Source organism: Streptomyces sp. NPDC012794 (genome assembly GCF_042901085.1).
GTDB lineage: Bacteria > Actinomycetota > Actinomycetes > Streptomycetales > Streptomycetaceae > Streptomyces.
Map to the genome: position 1 here is coordinate 13558 of NZ_JBIBCI010000020.1, position 26317 is coordinate 39874.

The 26317-nt window shown below is 74.6% G+C and carries 19 protein-coding genes; 6 read left to right on the forward strand and 13 right to left on the reverse strand.

Annotation, left to right across the window (positions count from 1 at the left end; translation table 11 throughout):
* Window positions 1–12: 12 nt before the first annotated feature.
* From ACFY7H_RS28530 to ACFY7H_RS28555, 6 genes are all read right to left on the reverse strand, one after another.
* Entirely contained in the window at window positions 13–1263 is a 1251-nt protein-coding gene (locus tag ACFY7H_RS28530) for a sensor histidine kinase (RefSeq protein ID WP_388943651.1), read from the reverse strand.
* Complete coding sequence (locus ACFY7H_RS28535; RefSeq protein WP_388943654.1) at window positions 1260–2999, reverse strand: cation acetate symporter; 1740 nt, start codon at window positions 2997–2999, stop codon at window positions 1260–1262. The genes ACFY7H_RS28530 and ACFY7H_RS28535 overlap by 4 nt, the downstream gene beginning before the upstream one ends.
* A gap of 117 nt (window positions 3000–3116) precedes the next feature.
* Complete coding sequence (locus tag ACFY7H_RS28540; RefSeq protein ID WP_388943656.1) at window positions 3117–3392, reverse strand: hypothetical protein; 276 nt, start codon at window positions 3390–3392, stop codon at window positions 3117–3119.
* 158 nt (window positions 3393–3550) lie between these two features.
* Window positions 3551–4360, reverse strand: coding sequence for a LytR/AlgR family response regulator transcription factor (locus ACFY7H_RS28545; RefSeq protein ID WP_388943658.1), 810 nt, complete (start codon window positions 4358–4360; stop codon window positions 3551–3553).
* A 132-nt stretch (window positions 4361–4492) separates the two neighbouring features.
* Window positions 4493–5431, reverse strand: coding sequence for an SCO0930 family lipoprotein (locus tag ACFY7H_RS28550; protein ID WP_388943661.1), 939 nt, complete (start codon window positions 5429–5431; stop codon window positions 4493–4495).
* A gap of 145 nt (window positions 5432–5576) precedes the next feature.
* Entirely contained in the window at window positions 5577–6593 is a 1017-nt protein-coding gene (locus ACFY7H_RS28555) for a GDSL-type esterase/lipase family protein (RefSeq protein WP_388943664.1), read from the reverse strand.
* A gap of 508 nt (window positions 6594–7101) precedes the next feature.
* On the opposite strand from ACFY7H_RS28555, the gene ACFY7H_RS28560 reads away from it, so the two are divergent.
* Genes ACFY7H_RS28560 through ACFY7H_RS28570 form a run of 3 tightly spaced genes read left to right on the forward strand, consistent with a single transcriptional unit; the run spans window position 7102 to window position 13711 of the window.
* Window positions 7102–8571, forward strand: coding sequence for an amino acid permease (locus ACFY7H_RS28560; protein ID WP_388943666.1), 1470 nt, complete (start codon window positions 7102–7104; stop codon window positions 8569–8571).
* Window positions 8572–8581: 10 nt separating this feature from the next.
* Window positions 8582–9037, forward strand: coding sequence for an Lrp/AsnC family transcriptional regulator (locus ACFY7H_RS28565; RefSeq protein ID WP_007262967.1), 456 nt, complete (start codon window positions 8582–8584; stop codon window positions 9035–9037).
* A 48-nt stretch (window positions 9038–9085) separates the two neighbouring features.
* Window positions 9086–13711 (forward strand): hypothetical protein, encoded by a 4626-nt coding sequence (locus ACFY7H_RS28570; protein ID WP_388943669.1) that lies wholly within the window; start codon window positions 9086–9088, stop codon window positions 13709–13711.
* Here the strand turns inward: ACFY7H_RS28570 and ACFY7H_RS28575 are convergent.
* Both ACFY7H_RS28575 and ACFY7H_RS28580 read right to left on the reverse strand, forming a co-directional pair.
* Window positions 13701–13997 (reverse strand): WhiB family transcriptional regulator, encoded by a 297-nt coding sequence (locus ACFY7H_RS28575; RefSeq protein ID WP_388943673.1) that lies wholly within the window; start codon window positions 13995–13997, stop codon window positions 13701–13703. The genes ACFY7H_RS28570 and ACFY7H_RS28575 overlap by 11 nt on opposite strands.
* 212 nt (window positions 13998–14209) lie before the next feature.
* Entirely contained in the window at window positions 14210–14929 is a 720-nt protein-coding gene (locus ACFY7H_RS28580; RefSeq protein WP_388943676.1) for a GNAT family N-acetyltransferase, read from the reverse strand.
* Between the two features lie 316 nt (window positions 14930–15245).
* Between ACFY7H_RS28580 and ACFY7H_RS28585 the strand changes: the two genes are divergently transcribed.
* Window positions 15246–16046, forward strand: coding sequence for a carbon-nitrogen hydrolase family protein (locus ACFY7H_RS28585; protein WP_388943678.1), 801 nt, complete (start codon window positions 15246–15248; stop codon window positions 16044–16046).
* 64 nt (window positions 16047–16110) lie between these two features.
* On the forward strand, window positions 16111–17808 hold the full coding sequence (locus ACFY7H_RS28590; protein WP_388943681.1) for a flavin monoamine oxidase family protein: 1698 nt from the start codon (window positions 16111–16113) through the stop codon (window positions 17806–17808).
* Between the two features lie 364 nt (window positions 17809–18172).
* On the opposite strand, the gene ACFY7H_RS28595 is transcribed toward ACFY7H_RS28590, so the two are convergent.
* The 3 genes from ACFY7H_RS28595 to ACFY7H_RS28605 form a co-directional block, all read right to left on the reverse strand.
* Window positions 18173–18850 carry a DUF5995 family protein gene (locus ACFY7H_RS28595; protein ID WP_388943684.1) on the reverse strand — a complete coding sequence of 226 codons (678 nt, stop codon included), beginning with the start codon at window positions 18848–18850 and terminating at the stop codon, window positions 18173–18175.
* Window positions 18851–18926: 76 nt separating this feature from the next.
* Complete coding sequence (locus ACFY7H_RS28600) at window positions 18927–20315, reverse strand: uracil-xanthine permease family protein (RefSeq protein ID WP_388943820.1); 1389 nt, start codon at window positions 20313–20315, stop codon at window positions 18927–18929.
* An 81-nt stretch (window positions 20316–20396) separates the two neighbouring features.
* Window positions 20397–21611, reverse strand: coding sequence for an MFS transporter (locus ACFY7H_RS28605; RefSeq protein ID WP_388943687.1), 1215 nt, complete (start codon window positions 21609–21611; stop codon window positions 20397–20399).
* A gap of 55 nt (window positions 21612–21666) precedes the next feature.
* Between ACFY7H_RS28605 and ACFY7H_RS28610 the strand changes: the two genes are divergently transcribed.
* Window positions 21667–22836 (forward strand): ROK family transcriptional regulator, encoded by a 1170-nt coding sequence (locus ACFY7H_RS28610; RefSeq protein WP_388943690.1) that lies wholly within the window; start codon window positions 21667–21669, stop codon window positions 22834–22836.
* Window positions 22837–22927: 91 nt separating this feature from the next.
* Here the strand turns inward: ACFY7H_RS28610 and ACFY7H_RS28615 are convergent, their stop codons facing one another.
* Both ACFY7H_RS28615 and ACFY7H_RS28620 read right to left on the reverse strand, forming a co-directional pair.
* Entirely contained in the window at window positions 22928–23674 is a 747-nt protein-coding gene (locus ACFY7H_RS28615) for an SDR family oxidoreductase (protein ID WP_388943693.1), read from the reverse strand.
* A gap of 155 nt (window positions 23675–23829) precedes the next feature.
* Complete coding sequence (locus ACFY7H_RS28620; RefSeq protein ID WP_388943697.1) at window positions 23830–26181, reverse strand: chitinase C-terminal domain-containing protein; 2352 nt, start codon at window positions 26179–26181, stop codon at window positions 23830–23832.
* Between the last annotated feature and the right edge of the window lie 136 nt (window positions 26182–26317).

Genomic DNA, 26317 nt, shown 5'->3' on the forward strand with positions numbered 1-26317 from the left:
GGGAAGGAAGGGTCAGTCCTGCCGGGGGTCCGGACGCCCCGGACCCGGCGCCGAGGTGTGGACCCCCGGGCGGTACTTGGGGATCCGGACGGTGACCTTCATCCCGGCCCCGACAGCCGTCTCCACGACGAGCCCGTACGCGTCCCCGTACACCTGGCGCATCCGCTCGTCGACGTTGGGCAGCCCGATCCCCGAGGCGGACCCCGCCCGGTCCCCGGCCAGGATCCGCCGCAGCCGCTCCGGATCCATCCCCACGCCGTTGTCCTCGATGGTCAGCACCGCCTCCGCGCCCGCGTCCCGCGCAGCGATGGTGATCCGGCACTCCTCCGTGGAGTCCTCCACCCCGTGCTTGACGGCGTTCTCCACCAGCGGCTGCAGACACAGGAACGGCAGCGCCACCGGCAGCACTTCAGGCGCCACCTGCAAGGTCACCTTCAGCCGGTCACCGAACCGGGCCCCGGCCAGCGAGAGATACCGCTCGATCGACCGCAGCTCCTCGGCCAGCGTGGTGAACTCCCCGTGCCGGCGGAAGGAGTAGCGCGTGAAATCGGCGAACTCCAGCAGCAGCTCCCGCGCCCGCTCCGGATCCGTCCGCACGAACGAGGCGATCGCCGCGAGCGAGTTGAAGATGAAGTGCGGGGAGATCTGCGCCCGCAGCGCCTTGATCTCCGCCTCCATCAGCCGGGTCCGCGCCCGGTCCAGCTCCGACAGCTCCAGCTGTACGGAGACCCACCGCGCCACCTCCGTCGCGGCCCGCACCAGCACCGCCGACTCCCGCGACCCGTACGCGACCAGCGCCCCCAGCACCCCGTCCTCACCGGTCAGCGGCGCGAACACCGCCCACTTCAGCGGGCACCCCGGCCGCTGGCACTCCGTGCGCAGGCTCTGGCTGCGCCCCGACTCCAGCATCACCGCCACCCGGGCCATCGCCCGCCGCTCGTGGTGGTCGGCGCCCGGCCCGTCCCAGGCCAGCACCGTCTCCCGGTCCGTCAGGCACAGCGCCTCCGTCCCGAGCAGCGACCGCAGCCGCCGCGCCGCCTTGCGCGCGGCGTCCTCCGTGAGACCCGCCCGCAGCGGGGGAGCGGCCAGCGAAGCGGTGTGCAGCGTGTGGAAGGTGGCCCGCTCGACCGGTGTGCCCAGGTCCAGCCCCGCCACCCGCTCCCCGCGCCGCGCCTGCCACCGGCCCCCGGCCCAGCCCGCCCCCAGCAGCAGCGCCGCCCCCGCCACCGCCGGCACCAGCTCCGCCGCCCCCGCACCCGTCACCGGGCACCCCCCGCCGCCCGTTCCCCGGCCACGCCCTCGGGCAGGTGCAGCCGCGCCAGCGCGGCCGCCGTCCCCGCCGGAACCCGGGACCGGGTCGCCAGCGACACCAGCACCATCGTCAGGAACCCCAGCGGCACCGACCACACCGCCGGCCAGGCCAGCAGCGCGTGCGCCCACCCCCTCGGCGCGACCCCGCCCCGCGTCAGCAGCACCGCGCCCAGCGCGGCCCCGCCGCCCGTGAGCAGCCCGGCGACCGCCCCCGGCGGGGTCAGACCCCGCCACCAGATCCCGAGCACCAGCAGCGGGCAGAACGAGGACGCCGACACCGCGAACGCCAGCCCGACCGCGTCCGCCACCGGCACCCGGGTGCTCACCGCCGCGCCCGCCAGCGGCACCGCCATCGCCACCACCACCGCGAGGCGGAAACTCCCCACCCCGCGCCGGGGCAGCACGTCCTGGTGTAGCACCCCCGCCACCGCCATCGTCAGCCCGGAGGCCGTCGACAGGAACGCCGCGAAGGCGCCGCCGGCCAGCAGCGCCCCCAGCAGCTCCCCGAGCAGCCCGCCCAGCACCCGCTCCGGCAGCACCAGCACCGCCGCGTCCGCGTCCCCGGTCAGCGCGAGCTCGGGCGCGTAGATCCGGCCCAGCGCCCCGTACACCTGGGGCAGCAGGTAGAAGACCCCGAGCAGTGCCAGCACCACCAGGGTGGTGCGCCGGGCGGCCCGCCCGTCCGGGCTGGTGTAGAAGCGCACCGCGACGTGCGGCAGGCCCATCGTGCCGAGGAAGGTGGCCAGGATCAGCCCGTACGTGGCGTACAGCCGGTACTCGCCGTCGCCCCCGGACAGCGGCTGCGGCCGGCCCGGCGCGTCCGGTGCCGCGCCCGCCGGCGAGGCGGTGTCGGGAACCGCCGTCCCGGGCCGGAACTCCAGCCGGGCGCCCGCCTCCACCGTGTGCCGGCCGGGCGTCAGGGTCAGCGGGGCGTCCGCGTGGTCGCGCCCGTCCACCCGGCCCGTCACCGTCACGGCAAGCGGCGCGTCCACCGACAGCCGGACGTCGTGCCCGAGGGTGACGGCGGTGTGCTCCCGGAAGACAGCCGGGGCGTCGAAGGAGGCGCGCGGCGCCCCGTCCCCGGCCCAGGCCGCCAGCAGGAAGAAGGCCGGCACCAGCAGGGCGCAGAGCTTGAGCCAGTACTGGAAGGCCTGGACGAAGGTGATGCTGCGCATCCCGCCCGCCGCGACGGCCGCCGTGACCACGGACGCTACGACCACCCCGCCCGCCCAGTGCGGGGCCCCGGTCAGGACGGTCAGGGTCAGCCCCGCCCCCTGGAGCTGCGGCACCAGGTACAGCCAGCCCACGCCGAGCACGAACACCACCGCGATCCGCCGCACGGCCCGCGACTGGAGCCGGCCCTCCGCGAAGTCCGGCAGCGTGTACGCGCCCGAGCGCCGCAGCGGAGCCGCGACCAGCACCAGCAGCACCAGGTACCCGGCCGTGTAGCCGACGGGGTACCAGAGCATCCGCGGTCCCTGGAGGAGCACCAGCCCGGCGACGCCGAGGAAGGAGGCGGCGGAGAGGTACTCCCCGCCGATGGCCGCCGCGTTCAGCCGGGGGCCGACGGTGCGCGAGGCCACGTAGAAGTCCGAGGTGGTCCGGGATATCCGCAGCCCCAGCGCGCCGACCAGCACCGTCACCACGACGACGGCGGTGACCGCGGTCAGCGCGTACGTCTGGTTCACCGGAGGGTCCTTCGACGGGGGAGGGGATCCCGGGGAGTCTACGCAGCGCCTCCGCGCGGCGACAGGCCCGTTCCGACCCGCGCCCCTGTCCGTTCCGCCCGGTGCGCGGGCGCGCCGTCACACGGCCGGATCGCGGTGTTCCGCGCAGTCGCGCAGGGCGATCTCCAGCTCCACGTACGACTCCTCCGCGCGCCGGAAGGCCAGGATCAGGGACGCCTCCGCACGCGGCGGGAGCCGGTGACGGGTGCCCTCCTGGGCCTCGTACAGCACGTCGGCCCAGCGGGCGGCCGCGCTGCGCAGCCCGGCGAGCAGCTCCTCGGCCTCGGCGGGTCCCGGGGGCGGGGTGCGGGGCAGTCCGCTCAGCGCGTCCAACAGCGCCTCGATCTCGGACATATCGCTCCTCCCGGGCCGGATGGTCCACGATATGCCCGCCCGGCTCCCGCCGTGGGTCACTCCGGGAACCCCTGCGGCCGACGGGCCCGGCGGATCGCCGTACGCCCCTCCCGGCGCGACGAACGGCGCGCCGGCACGCCGGGCGGTCGCAGGGCGGCCTAGCCCGTCGCCTGGCGCATCAGCAGGTCCCGGAGCTGGCGGGCGTGGCGGCGGCTGACCTGGAGTTCGGCCGGGCCCACGCGGACGCTGGTGGTGCCCGCGTCCAGCCGGAGTTCGTCGATCCGGCCCAGCGCCACCAGATGCCGGCGGTGGATCCGTACGAAGCCGTGCGGGGCCCAGCGTTCCTCCAGGGCGGACAGCGGGATCCGCACGAGGTGGCTGCCCCCGTCCGTGTGCAGCCGGGCGTAGTCCCCCTGGGCCTCCACGTACGCGATGTCCGCGATGGCCACGAACCGGGTGACCCCGCCGAGTTCGACGGCGATCTGCTCCGGGGTCCGGTCGGTGGCGGGCGCCCCGGGAGCCGGCCTGCGCGGCGCCGGCACGGCCTGCCGCTCCGGCGCCTCCTCCCGGGCGGGCCCGGCGAGCAGCTCGCGGGCCCGCCGGACCGCCTCGGCCAGCCGCTCCGGCCGCACCGGCTTGAGCACGTAGTCCACGGCCTTGAGGTCGAAGGCCTGCACCGCGAAGCCCTCGTGCGCGGTGACGAACACGATCAGCGGCGGCCGGGCGAAGCCGGCCAGCAGCCGGGCGATGTCCAGCCCGGTCAGCCCGGCCATCTGGATGTCCAGGAAGACCACGTCGATGGCGTCGGGCCCGTCCGGCCCGCTCTCCACCGCGCGGGTGATCCGGCGCAGTGCCCCGGTGGCGTCCGAGGCGCCTTCGGCGCTGCGCACCCGGGGGTCGGAGCGCAGCAGGTAGAGGAGTTCCTCCAGGAGCGGCTTCTCGTCGTCGACGGCCAGTACGCGCAGCATGGGCCGAGTCTAGGTCGTCTCTCGCGGGCCTCGCCGGTCAAGCCGGGCACGGGCCGTGCGCGGGCGAACGGTGCGCGGCCCCCGCCCGGGGGGAGGGAGGCGGGGACCGCGCGGTTCCGGGTGGGGGCGGGGCTACGGGGCGCTGATGAGCGCCCCGTCGGGGGCGACGGCGTACCAGGTGCCTCCGACGCCCTGCCCGTTGGTGTCGCCGGGCTTCTTGTCGCCGGCGAAGGTGTAGAGGGGCCAGCAGTTGACCGTCTGCTGCTTCTTGCCGTCCGGGCGGTCCAGGACCAGGTAGTTCTTCTCGGTGATCCCCTTGGTGTCGGCCCGGTCCACCGGCGGTACCACCGGCCACTTGGCCAGGCAGTCCCCAGTGCACTTGGAGACCATGGGCCAGGCGGTGTCCGGCTTGAAGCGGTAGACGGTCATGCCGTTGCCGTCGACGATGTGGTCGCCCAGTACGGGGTCCTTGGCCACGGTCAGGGCGGCCGGGGCCCGCCCGGCCGCGGGGGGAGCGGCAGCCGCCGCCTTCGCGGCCTTCTTCCCGTCGGGGGCGAAGGCGAACCAGGTGCCGCCGACGCCCTGCCCGTTCAGGTCTCCGGCCTTGGTGTCCTTGGCGAAGCGGTACACGGGCCAGCCCGCCACCGTCAGCTGCTTGCCGCCGTCCTTGCGGACCACCTCGCCCAGCAGGGCCGGGTCCATGCCGGAGGCGGCCGTGACCTCGCCCGCCGCCACCACCGGCCAGGCCTTCGCGCAGTCCCCTTCGCAGGTGGAGGCGGGCGGCTTGGCGGTGTCCTTGTCGAAGCGGTACAGGGCGAAGCCCGCGCTGTCGGTGAGCACCTGCCCCAGCTGGTCGGTGGCCGCGATCGCCAGCTGCCCGGCCGGCTTGGCGTCGCCGGCCTCCTGGGCGGCCTGCTGTCCCCCGGCGTAGGGGTCGGCGGCGGGAGCCTGGACGGAGGCGGCCCCGGCCGGCCGGGTCGCGCCGTCCTTTCCGTTCGCGCCGCAGGCGGTCGCCGCCAGGGTGACGACGACCGCGACGGCGGCCAGGGAAGTTCCGCGCTTGATGCCCATGGTGTTCACTCCCACGTATGTGTCCGCCGGGTCCGCGACCTGTCCGGTGCGTCCGCGTCGTCGCGTCCTCGGACCCCGGCTGCTTGTGGGGGACACGGCGCCGCGGGGGCGCCCTGTTCAGCGGGAGCGGTATGGCGTGTTTCACTCACCGGGCGTCGAACCCGGCCCGTCGCAGGGCCGTGACCACAGCGAGGCCGAGCACCTGGTGCCCGGCGTCGTTGGGGTGCAGTCCGTCCGCGAGGTGCTCGGGTCCGAGCACGTCCCGCCCCGGCAGCAGCGCCAGCCGGCCGTCCCCGGCGGCGACCCGGTCCCGGACGGCCCGCTCCATGGCGTCCCGGAGCGCGCCCAGGGTGGCGCCGACGCGGTTGGGGGCGCGTTCGGCGTCGGGACGCAGCACGGGGGACAGGAGCAGCAGGGGGGTCCGCGGGTGGCCCTGTCGGACCAGGTCGAGGAACACGCGCGTGGTCTCGTACAGCAGCGGTGCCGTGAAGGGCACCCGGGACCAGCAGTTGGTGCCGAAGGCGAGGGTGAGGACGTCGGCCGGGAGCGCGGCGATCTGCTCGGCGGTGGCGAGTTCCCCGCACGCGGCGCCCGCGTAGCCGAGGTTGACGGTGTCGAAGCCCAGCTCGCGGCCCGCGACGGCGGGCCAGCCGTGGGCGGGGCGGGTGGACCACCAGCCCTCGGTGATGGAGTCCCCGTGCACCACCCAGCGCGGGGCCGCGGGGGCGGGGACGAGCTCGCCGCCGATCCCGCGCAGCCCCAGGACCAGCGGGGACTGTCCCTCGGGCGGGTACAGGGTGAAGGGGCCCCGCTGCCGGGGCAGGTCGAGGCGCACCACGGATTCCGCGGCGGGCTCGGTGAAGACCTCGGTGAGCGGCCCGTGCCGGTTCCACAGGGCGAAGCCGTGCGCGAGGTCGCGCAGCGCGTCGGCGGGGCCGGGCACGGTGGCCCGGTAGCGGACCTCCACCGCGTGCGCCGTCCGCGTCGTGAACTCCAGCCGCACCCCGATCGGGAGGGTGGCCCGCTCGCCGGTGTCCCAGGGCAGCCGCATGGTGTCGGCCGGGTCGGCGCGCACCGGGCGCCCGCCGTCCAGCCAGGCGACCCCGCGCAGGAAGGGTCCGGGGTCCTGCCACGGCCCGTCGGGGCCCAGTGGTGCTCTCACTCCGCGTCTCCGATCGTCGGGTACGGGGACGGCGCGCCGTCCCCGCCGTCCACGACCGGCGTCTGCCCCGTCGCGGCCGGGGCAGCGGCGGGGCGGGGAGGTGCGGGGCGCGGGCGGTGCCGGCGGTCCCGGCGGCCCGGGCCGGCCCGGCGGGGTGCGGGGGTGATCCAGTGGAACGGGTTCGGGTCCAGGAGGCACGCTGCGACAGATCTGACGAGGTGTCAAGAAAGGCGTCCCGAGGGGGGCCGTGCAGCGATCGATCATCAGTGCGCAACAAACGTCCATGCCGGACGGATCCGCGCAACGATCGTCCGCCAATGTGCAAGGATGGTGCATTACGGGCGGTATCACTCAGCTCGTAGGCTCACCCCCTGTACGTGGAGTGGCGCAGACCGCCTGCTCGGCGGTCCCCCCATGCCCAGACGGCCCGAACCCGTCTGTCAACTGCTCCGGACCGCTGCGGTCGACGCCCGACCCGTCCCCATCCGCAGTGTCAAAGGAGTCCCCCGTGCTCGACCAGGGCCAGGCACCCCCGCTCTCCCCGGAGACGCGCAAGCCCGTGAACCCGCTGCTGCGCCGCAAGCCCGTCGAGCGACTCGTCGCCGAGGGCGGCCAGGGCGAGGGCGGCACGCTGCGCCGCTCGCTCACCATGTGGCAGCTGACGATGATCAGCATCGGCGCCACCCTGGGCACCGGCATCTTCGTCGTCCTCGGCACCGCGGCCCCCAAGGCCGGCCCCGCCGTCACGATCTCCTTCGTGATCGCGGGCCTGACCGCCCTGTTCTCGGCACTGTCCTACGCGGAGCTGGCCGGCTCGGTCCCGGTCTCCGGCTCCTCGTACTCGTACTCGTACGCCACCATGGGCGAGCTCGTCGCCTGGATCTGCGGCTGGTGCCTGATCCTGGAGTACGCCGTCTCCGTCGCGGCCGTCGCCGTCGGCTGGGGCCAGTACCTCAACGAGTTCCTCGACGGGACCATAGGCGTCACCATCCCCGAATCCGTCTCCGCCCCGCTGGGCGAGGGCGGCCTCATCAACCTGCCGGCGCTGGTCGTCGTCCTGCTGTCGATGGTCTTCCTGATGCGCGGCGCCAAGGAGAGCGCCACCGTCAACTCGATCATGGTCGCGGTGAAGATCGTCACCCTGCTGCTCTTCATCGGCATCGGTGTCCTCGGCATCAAGGCCGGCAACTACACCCCGCTCGCCCCGCTGGGCATGACCGGCATCGCCGCCGGTGCCTCCACCCTCTTCTTCTCCTACATCGGTTTCGACGCCGCCTCCACCGCCGGTGAGGAGGCCAAGAACCCGAAGAAGGACCTGCCGCGCGCGATCATGCTCTCGCTGGGCATCGTCACCGTCCTCTACGTCCTCGTCGCCTTCGTCGCCGTCGGCGCCATGCCGTGGCAGGACTTCGAGGGCACCGAGGCCGCGCTCGCGCAGATCATGACCGACGTCACCGGCACCAGCGTCTGGGGCGTCGTCCTCGCCGCCGGCGCCGTCGTCGCGATCTTCTCCGTCGTCTTCGCCGTGCTCTACGGCCAGACCCGCATCCTCTTCGCGATGTCCCGCGACGGCCTCGTCCCCAAGGTCTTCGCCAAGGTCGACGAGAAGACCGGCGCCCCCCGCGCCAACGTGGTGATCGTCTCCGTGTTCTGCGGCGTCCTCGCGGCCTTCATCCCGCTGGGCAAGCTCGCCGACGCCACCAGCATCGGCACCCTCTTCGCCTTCGGTCTGGTCAACGTGGCCGTCATCATCCTGCGCGTCAAGCGCCCCGACATGCCGCGCTCCTTCAAGGTGGCGCTCTTCCCCGTCACCCCGATCCTGGGCTTCCTCGCCTGCGGCTTCATGATGTTCAGCCTCGATATGGCCACGTGGATGGTCTTCGGTGGCTGGATGGTCGCGGGCCTCGTGTTCTACTTCCTGTACGGCATCCGCCGCTCCCGACTGGCCATCGAAGAAGTGGCCACAGCAGAGAAGTGATCCGCCCGCAGTGCGACTGAACGATCTCGACGAACGCATCGTGCACGCCCTTGCCGAGGACGCCCGCCGCTCCTACGCGGACATCGGCTCCGAGGTCGGGCTGTCGGCCCCGGCGGTGAAGCGGCGCGTGGACCGGCTGCGGGCCGAAGGCGCCATCACCGGCTTCACCGTCCGCGTGGACCCCGCCGCGATGGGCTGGGAGACCGAGGGCTTCATCGAGATCTACTGCCGCCACAACACCTCGCCGGACGACATCCGGCGAGGGCTGGAGCGGTACCCCGAGGTGGTGTCCGCGTCGACCGTCACCGGCGACGCGGACGCCCTCGTCCAGGTCTTCGCCTCCGACATGAGGCACTTCGAGCGCGTCCTGGAGCGCATCGCGGGCGAGCCCTTCGTGGAGCGCACGAAGTCCGTACTCGTCCTGTCCCCCCTGCTGCGCCGCTTCACCTCGGGCGCACCCGCCTGACCGAGGCCGTCAGCGCGGCTGTCACAGGCCCGTGCCAGGATCCGGCACATGAAGATCCAAATCCCGCCGCCGGCCGACCCGCGCACCTCGACCGTCTACGCCGACTGGGCCCGGGCCCACGACCCGGCCGCCGGGCCGGCGGCCGCCGCCCTGCTCGACGAGGTCGGGCGGACGATCCACCGGGCGTACGAGAAGCCCGGACGGTTCGTCGACGGCCTCGAACGGCGGGTACGGGAACTGGCGCCGGCCCACCTCCCCTGGTTCTGGGACACCGTCGGGCACCGGCTGGCCGCCTGGCACCTGCGCTCCGCCGCCCGCGCCTACGCCCTGGCCCGCAAGGCCGAGGACACCCACCGCCTCCCCGTCGACCCCGACTGGCACCGCGCCAACGTCCTGCTGTACGCCCGCGCCGGGGCCCTGCCCACCGCCGCGCTCAGCGCCCACCAGGCCTGGCTGGCCGGAGCCCTGGAACCGGGCGCCGCGCACGAGGAGTACGTACGGGTCCTGCACGCCTGGGCCGCCTCGCCCGGGCAGCTCCCCGCCGACCTGGCCCGCCGCGTCCGGCTCTCGGCCCGCGCCGCCGGCCTGGACGCCGCCGAGGAGGCCCGCGTCCTGGGCCTCGTGCTCGCCGCCGCCCGGGGCAAGGAGATCCCCGACCGGCTGCTGGACGCCGCCACGCCCCTGCTGACCGCCCACCCCCCGGCGCCGGACGCCGCCACCCTGCTCCTCGACCTGTTCCCCGAGAGCCGCGGCGACGCCTCCTCCTGGCTGCGCCTGCTCCTCGGCTGCGGCGCCGCCGAGGCCGCCGCCGCCGGGCGGATCGCCCCCGAGGGAGGCCTCACCGGCTGGTTCTCCCGGTACGCGGGCTGCTACGCCCACGGCCGCAGCGGCGGCGGGGTCATGCGCCAGCCCATGCCCGCCGAACTCTTCGCCCTGCTCGCCCTCTTCGCCCCCCGGCTGCGCGCCTCCGGGACCCCGCTGCGGCTGCACGAGGACCGCTACCGCTACCGGGGGCTGGACGCCGACCTCCTCGACGCCTGCCTCGCCGAGGGCATCGCCGTCGAGGACCCCGGAGTCGCCGTCGAGCTGGTGTTCTGGGGCGGCCGCTCCCGGCGCGACCTCAAGACCCTCGCGGCCGACCCCGTCTTCGGGCCCCGCCTGGAAGGCACCGTCCACGCCGGCCTGCGCGGCACCGGCACCGCCATCAGCCGCCTCCCGCACAACGCGGGCATCGCCGCCGAGGTGCACGGCCGCGTCGAGAACCTCCTCGGCGCCCTGCGCGGCGGCGGCCTCGCCGCGGCCGACGAAGCCGTCGACGAACTCCGCACCCTCCTCGACCGGCCCACCGCCCGCGCCCTGGACGGCATCGACGAAGCCCTCGCCGCACTCGACCTGACCGGCCCGCTCGGCCGCGCCCTGCGCGCCGGACTCCCCGAGGAATACGGCTGGCACGCCCTCGAAGAGGCCGTCGCCGGCCTCGGCGGCCCCGCCGCCGTCACCGGAGTGACCTGCACCTGGCCCCTCCTGACCGTCTACGGCCCCGACCGGGCCGTCACCGTCGACCACGCGGGCCCGCGCGCCTCCTGCTCCTTCCGGGCGCCCGAGGGCGCGAGCGCGCTCACCGTGCACTACGTCGGCGGACGGTTCCTCGTCGCCTGGACGGACAAGCCCAAGGGCACCTTCGGCGAGCTCGCCTTCTGGACCGACCGCCCCCACGAGGTCTTCGAGCCCGAGCAGAAACTCGGCCTGCGCCGCTACGGCGGCATGATCCAGGGCGGCCTGGGCTACCACTTCGAAACCCCGGACGGCGGCGGACGCCACGAGGGCGGCTCCGTCCTGCGCCCCGGCGGCCGGGAGGGCATCGGCTCCTACGACTTCCAGATGACCGACGGCCGCCACTACTGGAGCACCGGCGGCCTCGGCCGCCGCCGGGAGGCCCTCACCCGCGTCGACCCGCACACGGGCGAGCCCCGACCGGACACCGCGCCGCCGGACTTCCACGCCCGGGCCGAGCTCCCGGCCGGCACGGAACGCTTCGAGGACTCCTGCCAGACCCTCGCCGTCCTGCCCGCCGGCGCCCCCGCGTCCCCGCTCGGCCAGGACGGCCGCCTCACCGGCTTCCGCGTCCTCAACCGCACCCCCTACCCGGGCCCCTCGCCGACCGAGTTCCTGCTGGAGGGCGTCGACGGCCGCCGCGCCGCCTACCGCAGCCGGCGCCCGGGCCGCAAACCCTGGGCGGTGCTGCGCATGCCCCGGGGCGGCGAGGACGCCGTGCTCGTCGGCCAGGAGTCCATCCGCTGCCACGCCGCCGAGGACAACTCCCTCCTGTGGCAGGTGCACGGCTTCCCCGGCTCCGACCGGCGCCGCACCCCCGGCTTCGGCGAAGCCGCGGGCCCCGTCCCGCCCCCCGCCTTCTGGCACTTCCTCACCCCGCGCTGCGAGACCTCCTCCACGACCCTGCGCGCCCTGGACGACACCGCCGTACGGGCCCTGCTCGACGCCGCCGTCGCCGGGGACCCGGCCCCCGCGCTGCCCGGCGGGCTCGAACCGCGCATCGCCGCCGGTGCCGGGCGGGCCGCCCTGCTCGCCGCCGACGTCCTGCGGCGCCTGGGCGAACTCGCCCGGCGGGTCGCCGTGATGCGCGCCGAGCCGGTCGTCTCCCTGTGCGCCGAAGTCCCCGACTCCGTGCTCGTCCCCGCCCTCCACCAGCTCGTCCCGCACCGCCCCCGCCGCTACGACGAGCCCGCGCCCGCCCCGCGGCCCGCGCTGCTCACCGCCGTCGCCGCCGACGGGCGCCACCTGCGCGGCGAGATCGGCGACGAGGCGCGCGTCCTGGCCCGGCCCGCCGCCCCCGGGACCTGGGAGCCGCTGGTCGGCGGGATCGGCGCCGTCGCCTGGCGGGCCGCCGTCGCGACCACCCCCGACGAGGAGCGGACGGCACTGGCCGCACTGCTGGAGACCTGGAGCGGGCAGCCCTTCGCCGAGGCCGGCGGCACCTGGCGAACCGGCCGGGCCGGGGAGGCGGCGCTGGCGGCCCTCCGGGCAGCAGGGCAGACCCTGGCCTCCGGAGCCGCCCGCGACGGCCTGGCCCCCTTCCTCCAGCGGGCCGCGGACCCCGCCCCCGCCGACGCCCGGGACTGCGTGACCGCCACCGTCGAGCACGACGACTCCGTACGCCTGCCCCGGCTGCTGGAGCTGCTCGCCGGGCGCGGCCCGCTGGCGGTGACGCCCGCCGCCCGGGAGGCCTTCGCGCGGCTGACCGGAGTCCGGGTCCCGGTGGCGGGCCTGGTCCTCGCCGGGTTCCCCGGCCGCGAGGACCACCGCGCGCACCTCGCGCTGCTGGCCTCCGTTCCGTTCAAGGCCGGCCGGACTCTCGCCGAGGAGTACGACGCCCTCTGCCGCCGCCTCGGCGACGCGGGCCGGCGCGCGGTCCTCGCCGCCGGCGTCCCGGCGGACCCGGCCGAGCTGTGGGAGCCGGACGGGACGCTCCGGGCCGCCGAACGGATGGCCGGCGCCTGGACCGGGCTCCTGGGCGCCGAGGAGTACGTGGACGAGGAACTCGCCGCCTCCCTGGAGGCCGAGCTCGGCCTGCCCCCGGCCTGGGCCCGCGCCCTGCCCGCCGGACGGGCCCCCGCCGGGGCGTCCTTCGGCGAGGACGGCCTGGTGCTCGCCGGTACCCGGACCGGCGGGATCCACCTGCACCACGCCGGGCCGGACGGCGCCGCCGGGGACTGGATCGACGCCGGGCGGCCCGCGCACCGCGAGGCCGCGTCCGTGATCGCCTGGGCGCTGACCGAGCGGCCCGTCGGGGACCCGGCCGCCCGGGGCGCCCTGGCCCTGTACGGGCGGCTGCGGGCCCAGCTGGAGGGTCCCGGCGCCCTCGTCCCCCTCGGCGGCTTCTTCGACGAGCTGGCCGGCATCGCCCGGACCGACCCGGAGTTCACCCCGTACGCGGGAGCCGTCCTGCCCTCCCCGCAGCTCCCGCGGGAGGGGGTGGCCGGGCCCTCCGCCCTCCTGGACGACGGGCTGTTCGTGGTGGCCGTGCCCAGCGGCGACAGCTTCCTGCGGCCGGCCGCCCTCGCCGACCCGCGGCGGACGGCCCGGGCCGAGCGGCTGGCCGCCACGGTGCGGGAGGGCTACCTGCTGACCGTCCTGCGACGGCACCGGGACCTCTTCGACGGCCTCGCCCGGCTGGCGGCCCGCGCCACGGACACACCGGTCCCCGAGGGCCGCTACGAGGCCGATCCGGCCCTCAGCGCCCCCGAGCTCGTCGCGGAGGCCGCCGAATCCCTCGGGGTCGGGCCCGACGCCGCCGCCCTCTACCTCCAGCTGCTGGCCCTGGCCCGACCCACGGACCGCGCCGTCCGCCGCTGGAACGGCTGGACGGCGGCGCGGCACAAGGCCGCGCAGGCGGAGCTGGCGGCGTCCGGCGCCGTGGAGAGCGGCAAGCGGCCCCGCGCGGGACGCACCCTGTTCGTCCCGGGCGGGTGGACGGAGCTCAGGGCCCCGCACCTCCCGGTGGAGCACGCCAAGCTGGCCGCGCACCTGGCGTCGGCCTCCGGTACGACGCTCCACGCCCCGCTGCTGCGCCTGCTCGCGCCACTGCCCCCGCACGAGCTGTTCGCCCGGGCCTGGGCGGCGGCGGCCGCCGCCGGAGGGGCGCTCACACGGTGACGGGGTGCTGTGCGGCGGGGCCGGTCAGCGCGCGGCGCTCCTCCTCGGTCAGCCCGCCCCAGACGCCGAAGGGCTCGCGGGTGCGCAGCGCGTGCTCCAGGCAGGCCGCGCGGACCGGGCAGCCCGCGCAGACCTGCTTCGCGGCGCGGTCCCGGTCCTCGCGTTCCTCACCCCGCTCACCGGCGGGGTGGTAGAACCGGCTGGGTCCGAGCGCCCGGCAGGCGGCCCGGGACTGCCACTGCCAGTGGTGGAGGGCGGCGCCGGGCAGACGTGAGAGGTCGGTCATGGTGGCTCCTTCCAGTGGCCTCGTCCCGCGTCTGACCGCTCGGAGCGCACTGAAACCCGCAACCGCCGCACCGGCGGGAAGCGGGAGCGCGGCGGCGGTCCTGACGACCGCTGATCTGCTGCGTGTTCATCGCCACGGCCGTCTTCCCGCCGCCCGCGCTCCCGTCCCGCCGACGCTACGGACACCTGCGGCGGGACTCAATGAACCCCGTGTTAAAGCGTGTTACGGATGATCGTTTCCTGCCTCGGGGAGCGCACGCCGATGAAGACCGGCTCGCGGCGCAGGGTGAAGCCCATCGACTCGTACAGCCGGACGGCGCCCGTGTTGTCCGCCATCGCGTGCAGGAAGGGCAGGTCGCCGCGGTCCCGGATCACGGCCGCCACCGACCGGATCAGCCGTCCCGCCAGTCCCCGGCCGCGGAAGTCCGGGTGGGTGCACACCGCGCTGATCTCGGTCCAGCCCGGCGGCCGCATCCGTTCCCCGGCCATCGCCACGAGCCGGCCCTCGTGCCGGATCCCGAGATAGGTACCCAGCTCGACGGTGCGGGGCAGGAAGGGGCCCGGCTCGGTCAGCCGCACCAGCGCCGTCATCTCCGCCACGTCGCCGGGGCCGAGCCGGACCGCCTCCGGCGCGTGCTCCGCCCGTACCGCCCGGCCGTCCAGCTGGACCCCGGGGATGCGCAGCACCGTCTCCCAGTCCGGCGGCGGGGTCGGCAGACCGGTCAGCCAGACCTCCTCGCCCGGGCCGGTCAGCGCGGCCAGGTCCGCCCAGGCGGCGGGGTCCTCCGGGTCGGCGAGGGAGGCGAAGGGGTTCACCTCCGGGAGGTAGCGGGCGGCCCCGCGCCCCGAGTACTCGGCGAAGGCGCGGTGCGGGCCGTTCAGGGCGGCCCACACCGGGTTGTCGAGCGGGGAGGCTGGGTTCTCGGCGGCCATGCGGTGCGGGATCCTTCCACGGGGGGTCGGCCGCAGGCTACGCTCCCGGGCCCCGCCCGGGCAGCCGGTTCGTCCCGCGGCCGTCAGCTCCCGCACCGCCCCCACCGGCCCTCCCGCACGCCCCCACCGGCCCTCCCGCACCGCCCCCACCGGCCCTCCGGGACCGCCTCCAACGCGCCGCGCAACGAATCTCCGCACATCGGGCGGAAAGCGCAACGAATCGATGCGCCCAGCGCAACGCTCAAGGCTTGTCCAGGTCGAACGTGCGAACGTACCGTTTTACGACCCCCACCCCACCTGTCACAGAGGTACGCCCATGCCCCCGCTGCGCACCGCACTCCTCCAGAGCTCCGGACGGCTCGGCGACACCGCCGAGAACCTGAAGCGGCTCGACGAGGCCGCGGCGCGCGCCGCACAGGGCGGGGCCGGGCTCCTCGTGACCTCGGAGATGTTCCTGACCGGCTACGCGCTGGACCTCCAGGAGGTGCCGGGGTACGCCGAACCGGCCGACGGCGAGTCCGCCCACGCCGTCGCGGGCATCGCCCGCCGCCACGGGATCGCCGTCCTGTACGGCTACCCCGAGCGGGACGGCGACACCGTCTACAACTCGGCGCAGCTGATCGGCCCCGACGGCGTCCGGCTGGCGAACTACCGCAAGACCCACCTGTTCGGCTGCTTCGAGCAGGAGGCCTTCACCCCCGGCGACACCCCCGTCGTGCAGGCGGACCTGAACGGCCTCCGCGTCGGCATCATGATCTGCTACGACGTGGAGTTCCCCGAGAACGTACGGGCGCACGCGCTCGCCGGGACCGACCTCCTCCTGGTCCCGACCGCGCAGATGCACCCCTTCCAGTTCGTCGCCGAACAGCTGGTCCCCGTACGGGCCTTCGAGAACCAGATGTACGTCGCGTACGTCAACCGGACCGGCCCCGAGGGCGAATTCGAGTTCGTCGGCCTCAGCTGCCTGACCGGCCCCGACGGGGTCACCCGCGCCCGGGCCGGCCGCGGCGAGGAAACGGTGTTCGGGGAGGTCGATCCCGAGCTGCTGAAGGCCTCGCGCGAGACCAACCCGTACCTGCGCGACCGCCGCCCCGGGCTCTACGCCTCCCTCGCCTAGGCCCTCCCGCTCCCCCTCCCCGCCCTCCCGCCCCGCCCGCCCTGCCGCAAGGAGACGTGCCCCCATGACGTCCACGGTGCCCACCACCGCCGTTCCGCACAGCGACGGCCAGCCGCCGATCACCATGTTCGGGCCGGACTTCCCGTACGCCTACGACGACTTCCTCGCCCACCCGGCGGGCCTGGGCCAGATACCGGCGACCGAGCACGGCACCGAGGTCGCCGTCATCGGCGGCGGTCTGTCCGGCATCATCTCCGCTTACGAGCTGATGAAGATGGGCCTCAAGCCCGTCGTGTACGAGGCCGACCAGATCGGCGGCCGCCTGCGGACCGTCGGCTTCGAGGGCGCCGGCACCGAGGGCCTGACCGCGGAGATGGGCGCCATGCGCTTCCCGCCGTCCTCCACCGCGCTCCAGCACTACATCGACCTCGTGGGCCTGCAGACCCAGCCCTTCCCGAACCCGCTGGCCGAGGCCACCCCCTCCACGGTCGTGGACCTCAAGGGCGAGACCCACTACGCCGAGACCATCGCCGACCTCCCGCAGGTCTACCGCGACGTCGCCGCCGCGTGGAACGCCTGCCTCGACGAGGGCGCCGACTTCTCCGACATGAACACCGCGATGCGCGAGCGGGACGTCCCGCGCATCCGCGAGATCTGGGCCAAGCTCGTCGAGAAGCTCGACGACGAGACCTTCTACGGCTTCCTCTGCAAGTCCGAGGCCTTCCAGTCCTTCCGCAAGCGCGAGATCTTCGGCCAGGTCGGCTTCGGTACCGGCGGATGGGACACCGACTTCCCGAACTCCATCCTGGAGATCCTGCGCGTCGTCTACACCGAGGCCGACGACCACCACCGCGGGATCGTCGGCGGCTCGCAGCAGCTGCCGCTGCGCCTGTGGGAGCGCGAGCCCGAGAAGATCCTGTACTGGGCCCAGGGAACCTCCCTGTCCTCCCTGCACGACGGCACCCCGCGCCCGGCGGTGACCCGCCTGCACCGCACGGCCGGCAACCGCATCACCGTCACCGACGCCTCCGGCGATATCCGCACCTACCGCGCCGCGATCTTCACGGCCCAGTCGTGGATGCTGCTGTCGAAGATCGAGTGCGATGACACGCTCTTCCCGATCGACCACTGGACGGCGATCGAGCGCACCCACTACATGGAGAGCTCGAAGCTGTTCATCCCGGTCGACCGGCCGTTCTGGCTGGACAAGGACGAGGAGACCGGCCGCGACGTCATGTCGATGACGCTCACGGACCGCATGACCCGCGGCACCTACCTGCTGGACAACGGCCCGGACCAGCCGGCCGTGATCTGCCTGTCGTACACCTGGTGCGACGACAGCCTGAAGTGGCTGCCGCTGTCCGCGAACGAGCGGATGGAGGTCATGCTGAAGTCCCTCGGCGAGATCTATCCCAAGGTCGACATCCGCCGCCACATCATCGGCAACCCGGTGACCGTGTCCTGGGAGAACGAGCCGTACTTCATGGGCGCGTTCAAGGCGAACCTGCCCGGCCACTACCGCTACCAGCGGCGCCTGTTCACCCACTTCATGCAGGACCGCCTCCCCGAGGACAAGCGCGGCATCTTCCTCGCGGGCGACGACATCTCCTGGACGGCCGGCTGGGCCGAGGGCGCCGTCCAGACCGCCCTGAACGCGGTCTGGGGCGTCATGCACCACCTCGGCGGCTCCACGGACGCCGCCAACCCGGGCCCGGGCGACGTCTACGACGAGATCGCCCCGGTCGAGCTCCCCGAGGATTAGTCCCTCTTGCCGCACCGCTCGCGCGGTGCGGCGCCAGGGCGCCTTACCGGCTTCGCGCCGCTGCGCCGGACTCCGTCCGGCGTGTGCGGGGCGGGGCCGGTTCGTGCGTCCGGGGCCGGTGGGCCGTGTGCGGGTGGCCGGCCGCCGCGCGGGGCTCGCCTCAGTCGCCGGCACATCCGGCCCCGCCGGCGTTTGAGGCGCGGGGGTCTGGGGCCGGAGCCCCCCCCAGGAAGGGGTCCGGGCGCGGCCCGGGGAACGGGCTAAGGGCGGGTGGGGGAACTCCGCCCGCGCAGCGGCTCGGCCCGGTGGCAGGCGACCGGCGGGGTCACCAGCCGACACGGCCCCGCGCAGCGAGCCGGCGGGGTCACCAGGCGGTCGGGCAGCACCGCGCAGCGGATCGGCGCTCCGTCGGGGTCAGCAGGCAGCGGCCCACCAGCCCCACACCGGCGTCGAGGGACTCCTCGAACTCCTCCGCCAGGTCGGGGGAGCGCCGCAGGGTCCACAGCAGACGGGCCGAGGCCCAGGCGCCCGCCCGGGCCCGCTCCAGGCTCCAGGAGCCCAGCAGGTGGGTGAGCGGGTCGGCGACCTCCAGCAGGTCCGGGCCGGGCATCAGGTCCTCCCGGATGCGTTCCTCCAGGGAGACCAGGGTGTCGCCGACCTGGTGGAAGTCGGCCTCGAGGGCCGAGGGCGGGCAGTCCAGCACGCGGCAGGTGGACACCACCGCCAGCGCCAGGTCGTGCCCGATGTGGGCGTTGATCCCGGCCAGCGCGTGCTGGAGGGGGCGCACCCCCGGGTGGCGGCGGTACTGGAGCAGCGGGCGCCAGCAGGCCGGAGCCCGGTCCGCCTCCACCGCCGCCAGGTACCGCTCCGCGAACCGGACGGCCAGCGTCTCGGCCCGCCGGGGTGCCGGGAACTCCCCCTGCCCGATCCGCCGGTACAGGGTGTGCGTCACGGTCATGTACACGCGGTTGAAGACGGCCACACCGTCCTGCGCGGGCAGCCGCTCGTCCAGGGCGCGCATTCGCGCGAGTACCGCTTCCATGTCAGGCAGCGTCCCAGCCGGGACGGCCCGCGCGGGGAACTTGGCCGTGCGCTTCGCCGGTTCGGGCGAAGACCCGTCAACCCCGCTTGTCGACCCGGGTGTCGTAGTCGGAGGTCCCGGAGTCGAGCAGGGGCTCCTGCTCCTTCAGGTGCGCGGGGGCGAAGTAGCGCAGCGCGTGGTAGCCGGTGATCACCACGATGGTGCCGAGCGCGATGCCGCCCAGCTCGAAGCTGTCGGTGAAGTGCAGCTCGACCCCGCCGACGCCGATGATGATGCCCGCCGCGGCCGGGACGAGGTTCAGCGGATTGCGCAGGTCCACCCGGCCGCTGTGCCAGATCTGCGCGCCGAGCAGGCCGATCATGCCGTACAGGATCACGGTGATGCCGCCCAGCACCCCGCCGGGGATCGCGGCCACCACGGCCCCGAACTTCGGGCACAGGCCGAAGAGCAGGGCGAAGCCGGCCGCCGCCCAGTAGGCCGCCGTGGAGTAGACGCGGGTGGCGGCCATGACGCCGATGTTCTCGGAGTACGTGGTGTTCGGCGGGCCGCCCACCGCCGTGGACAGCATGGACGCCGCGCCGTCGGCGGCGATGGCGGTGCCGAGCTTGTCGTCGAGCGGGTCGCCGGTCATCTCGCCGACGGCCTTGATGTGGCCGGCGTTCTCGGCGATCAGCGCGATCACCACGGGCAGTGCGATCAGGACGGCCGACCACTCGAAGGCCGGCGCGTGGAAGGACGGCAGCCCGATCCAGTCGGCCTTGCCCACGCCGGAGAGGTCGAGCCGCCAGTGGTCCACGGCCTCGGGTCCGCCCACCGTGGAGTGGATCTTCCCGAAGGCCAGGTCGAAGACCCAGGAGACCGCGTACCCGAAGACCAGGCCGAGGAAGATCGCGACGCGCGACCAGAACCCGCGCAGGCACACCACCGCGAGCCCGGTGAACAGCATGGTCAGCAGGGCCGTCCACTGGTCCTGGGGCCAGTACGTCGAAGCCGTCACCGGCGCCAGGTTGAAGCCGATCAGCATCACGACCGCGCCCGTCACCACCGGCGGCATCGCCGCGTGGATGATCCGCGCCCCGAACCGCTGGACGGCCAGACCCGCCAGGAACAGCGCGGCGCCGACGACGAAGACCGCGCCCGTGACCACCGCGCTGTCCCCGCCGCCCGCCCGGATCGCGGCGGCGACACCCACGAAGGAGAGCGAGCAGCCCAGGTAGGAGGGGACCCGGCCGCGCGTCGCGAGCAGGAAGATCACCGTCGCGATGCCCGACATCATGATCGCCAGGTTCGGGTCCAGGCCCATGAGGACCGGGGCGACGAAGCTGGCGCCGAACATCGCGACGACGTGCTGGGCGCCGAGCCCGGCGGTGCGCGGCCACGACAGCCGCTCCTCCGGCCGCACCACCGCGCCGGGAGCGGGCGTCCGCCCGTCTCCGTGCAGGGTCCAGCCCACGCCGAAGCCCATGTCCCACCACTTCCGTTCCGTCGGCCGATCAAGGATCCTGGCCGCCTGCCGTACGTTCACCGCAGCGGGCCAGCGCATATATTAAGGCCGTATAGGGGCTGGTTCGTCCCGATTGGCGGATCCGTCCGCTCCCGGTAGCCGCCGGCCCCCCAGGGCCCCCGCCCCCGCGGTCAGCGCGCACGCCAGCAGGGTCACCAGCCCGAACGAGACCACCAGCGAGCTCGCGTCCGCCACCGCGCCGATCGCCGACGGCGCGATCAGCCCCGAGGTGTAGGTGATCGTCGCCACCCCGGCGATGGCCTGCGCCGGAGCCGGGCCACTGCGCGCCGCCGCGGCGAAGGCCAGCGGCACCACCACCGCGATGCCGAGCCCGATCAGGGCGAAGCCCGCCATCGCCGCCACCGGATGCCGGACGCCGACCACGACCAGCCCGCCCGCGACGGCCAGCGCCCCGCCCGCCCGCACCGTGCGCACCGCCCCGAAGCGGTCGACCACCCGGTCCCCGGCGAGCCGGGCCAGCGCCATGGTCAGCGCGAAGGCGGTGGTGGAGGCGGCGGCCGGGCCCGCCGCCGCGCCCAGCACGTCCCGCAGGTACACGGCCGACCAGTCCAGGCTCGCCCCCTCGGCGAAGACCGCGCAGAAGCCCACCCCGCCGATCAGCAGGGCCGCCCTCGGGGGCCGGGCGAAGCGCGGCGGGGCCTCCTCCTCGTGCCCGGCGCGCAGGTCGAGCACCCCCCGTACGGCGAGCAGTCCGGCGGCGGTCAGGGCCAGCGCCGCCACCAGGTGGTGGGCCCGGGCGTCGGCCCCGGCGTGGGCGGCGGCCGTACCGGCGGCGGAACCCAGCAGCGCCCCCACGCTCCACATGCCGTGCAGCGAGGACATGACCGAGCGGCCGAGCCGGTTCTCCGTCTCCACCCCGAGGGCGTTCATCGCCACGTCCGACATGCCGGAGGTGGCCCCGTACACGAAGAGCGCCCCGCACAGGGTCCACAGGTCCGGCGCCAGCGCCGGCAGGGCCAGCGACAGGGTCCACAGCGCCAGCAGGACGCGCAGGGCGGGGCGGGCGCCGAAGCGGTGGCTGATCCGCCCGGCCAGCGGCATGGCGAGGGCCGCCCCCAGGGCGGGGAAGGCCAGGGCCAGGCCCAGGGTGCCCGCGCCGAGCCCGGTGTGCTCCTGGATCCAGGGGATGCGGGTGGCGAAGGAGCCGGTGACGGCGCCGTGCACGCAGAAGACGGCGGCGATCGCGAAGCGGGCGCGGCGCAGCCGCGCGGGGCTGAGGTCGGATTCCCCGGTCATGGGAGGTAAACTATCAGGGAGCCTGCCTGATAGTTAGTGGGACCGCCTCCCTAGGATGGGTGCCGTGACCCCTGCCAAGGTGCTGACCCCCGCCGCGACGGCCGTGCCGTCCCCCGCCTCGCCGAGCACGGCCCGGGCCATCAACGACCGGCTCGCCCTGGAACTCCTCCAGGAGCAGGGCCCCCTGACGGCGGCCCAGCTCAAGCGGCTGACCGGCCTGTCCCGCCCCTCCGTCGCCGACCTGGTCGAACGGCTCGGCGCGGCCGGGCTGATCGAGGTCGTGGGGGAGTCCGGCGCACAGCGGCGCGGCCCCAACGCGCGCCTGTACGGGATCGTCGCCGGCCGGGCCCACCTGGCCGCCCTGGACGTACGGACCGACAGCGCGACCGCCGTGGTCACCGACCTCCTCGGGCACCCCCTGGCGCGGGCGGCGCTGCCGGTCGACGCGGTCGGCGAGGCCGTGGCCCGCCTGGAGGAGCTGGCCCGGGAGGCCGGCGCGCGGCAGCTGCACACGGTGGTCGTCGGCGCCCCCGGACTGGTTACCCCGGAGAGCGGCGACCTGCGCGACACCGGCGGGCTGCCCGCCTGGCACCGGGAGCTGGTCGCCGCCCTCCAGCGGAGGCTGCCCGCCGAGGTGGTGGTGGAGAACGAGACCAACCTGGCGGCCCTCGCCGAACAGCGCGTCGGCGCGGCCACCGACCTGGACTCCTTCGTCCTGCTGTGGCTCGGCGCGGGCGTCGGCGCCGCCGTCGTCCTGGACGGGCGGCTGCGCCGGGGCGCCTCCGGCGGGGCCGGGGAGATCGGCTTCCTCCCGGTACCCGGCACCGCCGGGCTGCCCTCCGCCACCGACTGCGGCGGCGGCTTCCACTCCCTGGCCGGCCGCGCGGCGGTGGCCGCCCTGGCGGCGGAGCACGGTTTCACCGGGCCCGTGGAGGAGGCCGTGGCCGGCGCGGCCGGGGAGGCCTTCCTGGACGCCCTCGCCGAGCGGCTCTCCCTGGGGGCGGCGGCCGTCGCCGCGGTCCTGGACCCGGGCTGCGTGGTCCTCGGCGGGGAGCTCGGCCGTGCGGGCGGCCCCGGCCTCGCCGCCCGCGTCGAGCACCGTCTGGCCGCCCTGACCCCCGTCCCGACAGCGGTCCGCGCCACCGCCCTCGGCGGCCCGGCCGTCCTGGAGGGCGCCCGCCTCGCCGCCCGGGCCGCCGCCCAGGACGACCTGTTCGGAGGCTGAGCGGCGCGCGGTCCGAGCCCGCCGAGGCGGCCGCCGGCGCCCCCGGAACCCCGCCGAGGCGGCCGGCCGACGCCGCCCGGCTCCCCGGAGCTCAGACCCGCCGCGCCAGGAACTCCGCGTACGTGCCCCGCCCCACCGCGTGTGCCGGTGCCAGGTTGGCGCCGCGCCGGAAGGCCGCGTACGCCTTCCCCGCGAGCGGCAGCGCCACCACGCGGCGCCTGCGCCCGGTCGCCGCGAGGTGGAGGCGGCCCCACTCCACCAGCGTGCGGGTCTCGGGGCCGCCCATGTCCGGCACCCGGCCCGCCGCGACCGGAACCGCCAGCCGCGCCAGCCGGTCCGCGACCTCCTCGACGGCGATCGGCTGGACCCGTACCCCCTTCGGCAACGGCACCACCGGCAGCCTGGCCGCCATCCCCACCACCTGGGCCACCAGGTCGTGGAACTGGGTCGTACGCAGGACCGTCACGCCGAGCCCGGACTCCTCCAGCAGCCGTTCCACCGTGTGCTTCATCCGGTAGTAGCCGAAGGGGATGACGTCCACGCCGACGATCGAGATGTAGACGACGTTCGTGACGGTCCCCGCCCGCCGGGCCGCCCGGACCAGGTGCCCGGCGGCCAGGTCGTCGCCCTTGCCCGCGCCGCGCGTGTTGCTCGCGCAGTGGACCACCACCTGCACGCCGGCCATCGCCGCGTCCAGCCCGCTGCCGTCCCTCAGGTCGACGGGGTACTGGGCGGAATGCCGGCTCAGCGCCCGGACCTCGTGGCCCTGCTCGCGCAGCCGGGTGACGAGCGGGGCTCCGAGGGTGCCGGTGGCGCCGGTGACGAGGATCGTGCTCATGGTGCGGGGTCCTTCCCTGTCGCGGTGTCTTCGTACAGGTGACAGGACGGCCCGCCGGAATGTGACGGGCCCGGCGGGGAAGTTCCGTACGCGGGAGGACCCGGTGGCCGCCGGGCCACCGGGTCCTCGTGTTCACCGCGCTCGGCGGGGGAGGGTCAGCAGGCGCCCTGGTCCTTCCAGACGCCCCACTGACCGGTGGTGCCGGGCTCCTCGTTCTGCGTCCACCACTGGGCCTTCCAGGTGTGGCCCTTGTGCGAGACCACGCTGCCGGAGTTGTAGACCGTGCCCGCGACGTACGCCGGGCTGGTGCACGTCCCCGGGGTGGTCGGCGGGGTGGTCGGGGGAGTGGTGGGCGGGGTGGTCGGGGGAGTGGTCGGCGGCTGGGTGCCGCCGGGCTCCGCCGCCGTGGTGCCGCGCGCCAGGTCACCGGTGAGGGCGTAGGCGGTGCCGGAGATGTTCACCGTCCAATTGGAGGGCGTGGACACCGGCAGGTAGTAGTTGAACGCGAGGTCGACCGAGGCGCCCGGGGCCAGCGTCTGCCAGGCCGGGAGCTTCAGGGAGACCCGCTGGAAGTCGCCCTTGAGGCCGCCGACGTTGTTGCCGCTGTGGCCGGTGGCGATCACCTTGGTGCCGAAGCCGGACTGGTCCGAGGCGTTTGCCGGGGCCGAGGTGCCGTAGTCGAACTGGAACTCGGTGCCGCCGGGCAGCGTCGTCCTGGTGTTGTTGGTGATCTTGAGCTTGGGGGTGATCGGGTAGTTGGAGTCGCCCAGCTTGAACTCGGTGAACTCCGCCTTGATGTCCACGGCCCGCGCGGGCAGCGCGGCGCCCGCCTTCTTGGCGCCGTACGGGGTGGCCGCCTTGAACTTGTCGTACATCAGGGAGGTGAGCGTGTCGCCCATCTCGTACTGGCCCTTGGCCGCGTTGTAGGAGTAGTCGCCGGCCAGCTCCCAGACCATCGTGCCGCCGATGCCCTTGTCGATCACGTAGTCGGCCTTGGCCGCCACCGACTGCTCGTCCTCCGTCGACAGGAAGACCTTCTTCTGCGCGTTCCACAGCCACGGCGCCACCAGGGTGGAGTCGTACTTGCGGGCGTAGCTGCCGGTCAGGGTGGTGTTCGCGGGGAAGCCGTACCTGGTGACGTAGTCGCCGACGACGCCCTTCTCCAGGTTCTTGGCGTGCCACATCGGGTTGGAGCCCGCCGGGGACTCGGCCCCGTTGGCGTCCTTGTCGTGCCACAGGTTGTCGATGCCGACCGCGCCGTCACCGCACTTGGTCAGACCGGCGCCCGCCGGGCAGCTGGTGGCCGGGGCCTTGCCCCACAGGCCGTCCGTTCCGCCCTGCACGTTCTTGAAGCCGCGGGTGTAGTACGGCAGGCCGATGTTGATCCGGCCCGACGGCATCGAACCGCGGAAGTAGTGGTAGGCCCAGTCGGTGTTGAGGTAGCCGACTCCGCCGTACTGGGAGGTGGAGTAGACGCCGGCGGCGGCCAGTTCGGCGTCCTTGCCGTCGTCGAAGAGGGAGGCGTTGGGGCCGACGTACTCGTTCCAGGCGCCGTGCAGGTCGTAGGACATGATGTTGACGTAGTCCAGGTACTTCTGCATCTGGAACGTCTCCATGCCCCGCAGCAGGTAGCCGGAGGAGGGGGCGGCGACGGACAGCAGGTAGTGCTTGCCGTCGGCGGCGCCCGCGCGGTCGAGCTTCTCGCGCAGGGTCCTCATGAGGACGTCGTAGCCCTTGACCAGGCCGGCGCGGCGGGCGTTGGACAGCTGCCAGTCCAGCGGGTTGCCCGCGTCCTTCATGGTGGTCGGGTACTCGTAGTCGATGTCGACGCCGTTGAACCCGTACTTCCGGATGAACTCGACGGAGGAATCCGCGAAGGTCTCGATGCCGGCCGTGTTGACGGAGCCGTCGGCGTTGGTGGCCATCGAGTAGAACCCGCCGGAGGCGACCCGGTTGCCGTCGTCGCCGAAGTAGCCGCCGGTCTCGGCCCAGCCGCCGACCGAGATGAGCGTCTTGACGTCCGGGTACTGCTTCTTGAACTTGTTCAGCAGGTTGAAGTGGCCCTTGTAGGGGAGGGCCGGGTCCATCTCGGCGCCCGCGACGCCCGGCCAGGTCATTCCGGTGGCGGCGTTGTTCGCGTTGTCCGCGCCGACCGAGAGCTTGTTGTCGGCGCCGACGTGGGCGAAGGCGTAGTTCAGGTGGGTGACCTTGGACCACGGGACGTTGTTGACGAGGTAGGCGGGGCTGCCGTCCTTGCCTGTGCGCCATCCGGTGAAGTAACCGATGACGCGGCGCTGGTGGTCGGCGCCCATCTTCTCGCGGCCTTCGGAGTCGTAGACCGAGCAGTACGGGACGTCGACACCGGTGGTCTTGTACAGCCCGTCCGGGCGGCAGCTCTCGTGGTCGGCGGCGTGGGACACGCCGGCCGAGAGCCCGCCGGCCAGCAGACCGGCGATCGCCGCGCCGGATGCCAGCAGCATCGCTCTCGTACGTGTGGGGGACGGCATGGTGCCTCCTGGGGAGGGGAGGGTGGCGGGGCCAACGTGCGGCAACAGGCAGGAAGGTGGCGCTGGTTGGCCCGTGACGTGCGCACGTCGACAGGCCGGCTCCCGGGGAAGATGAAGGGAACGTTAAGAGGACTAG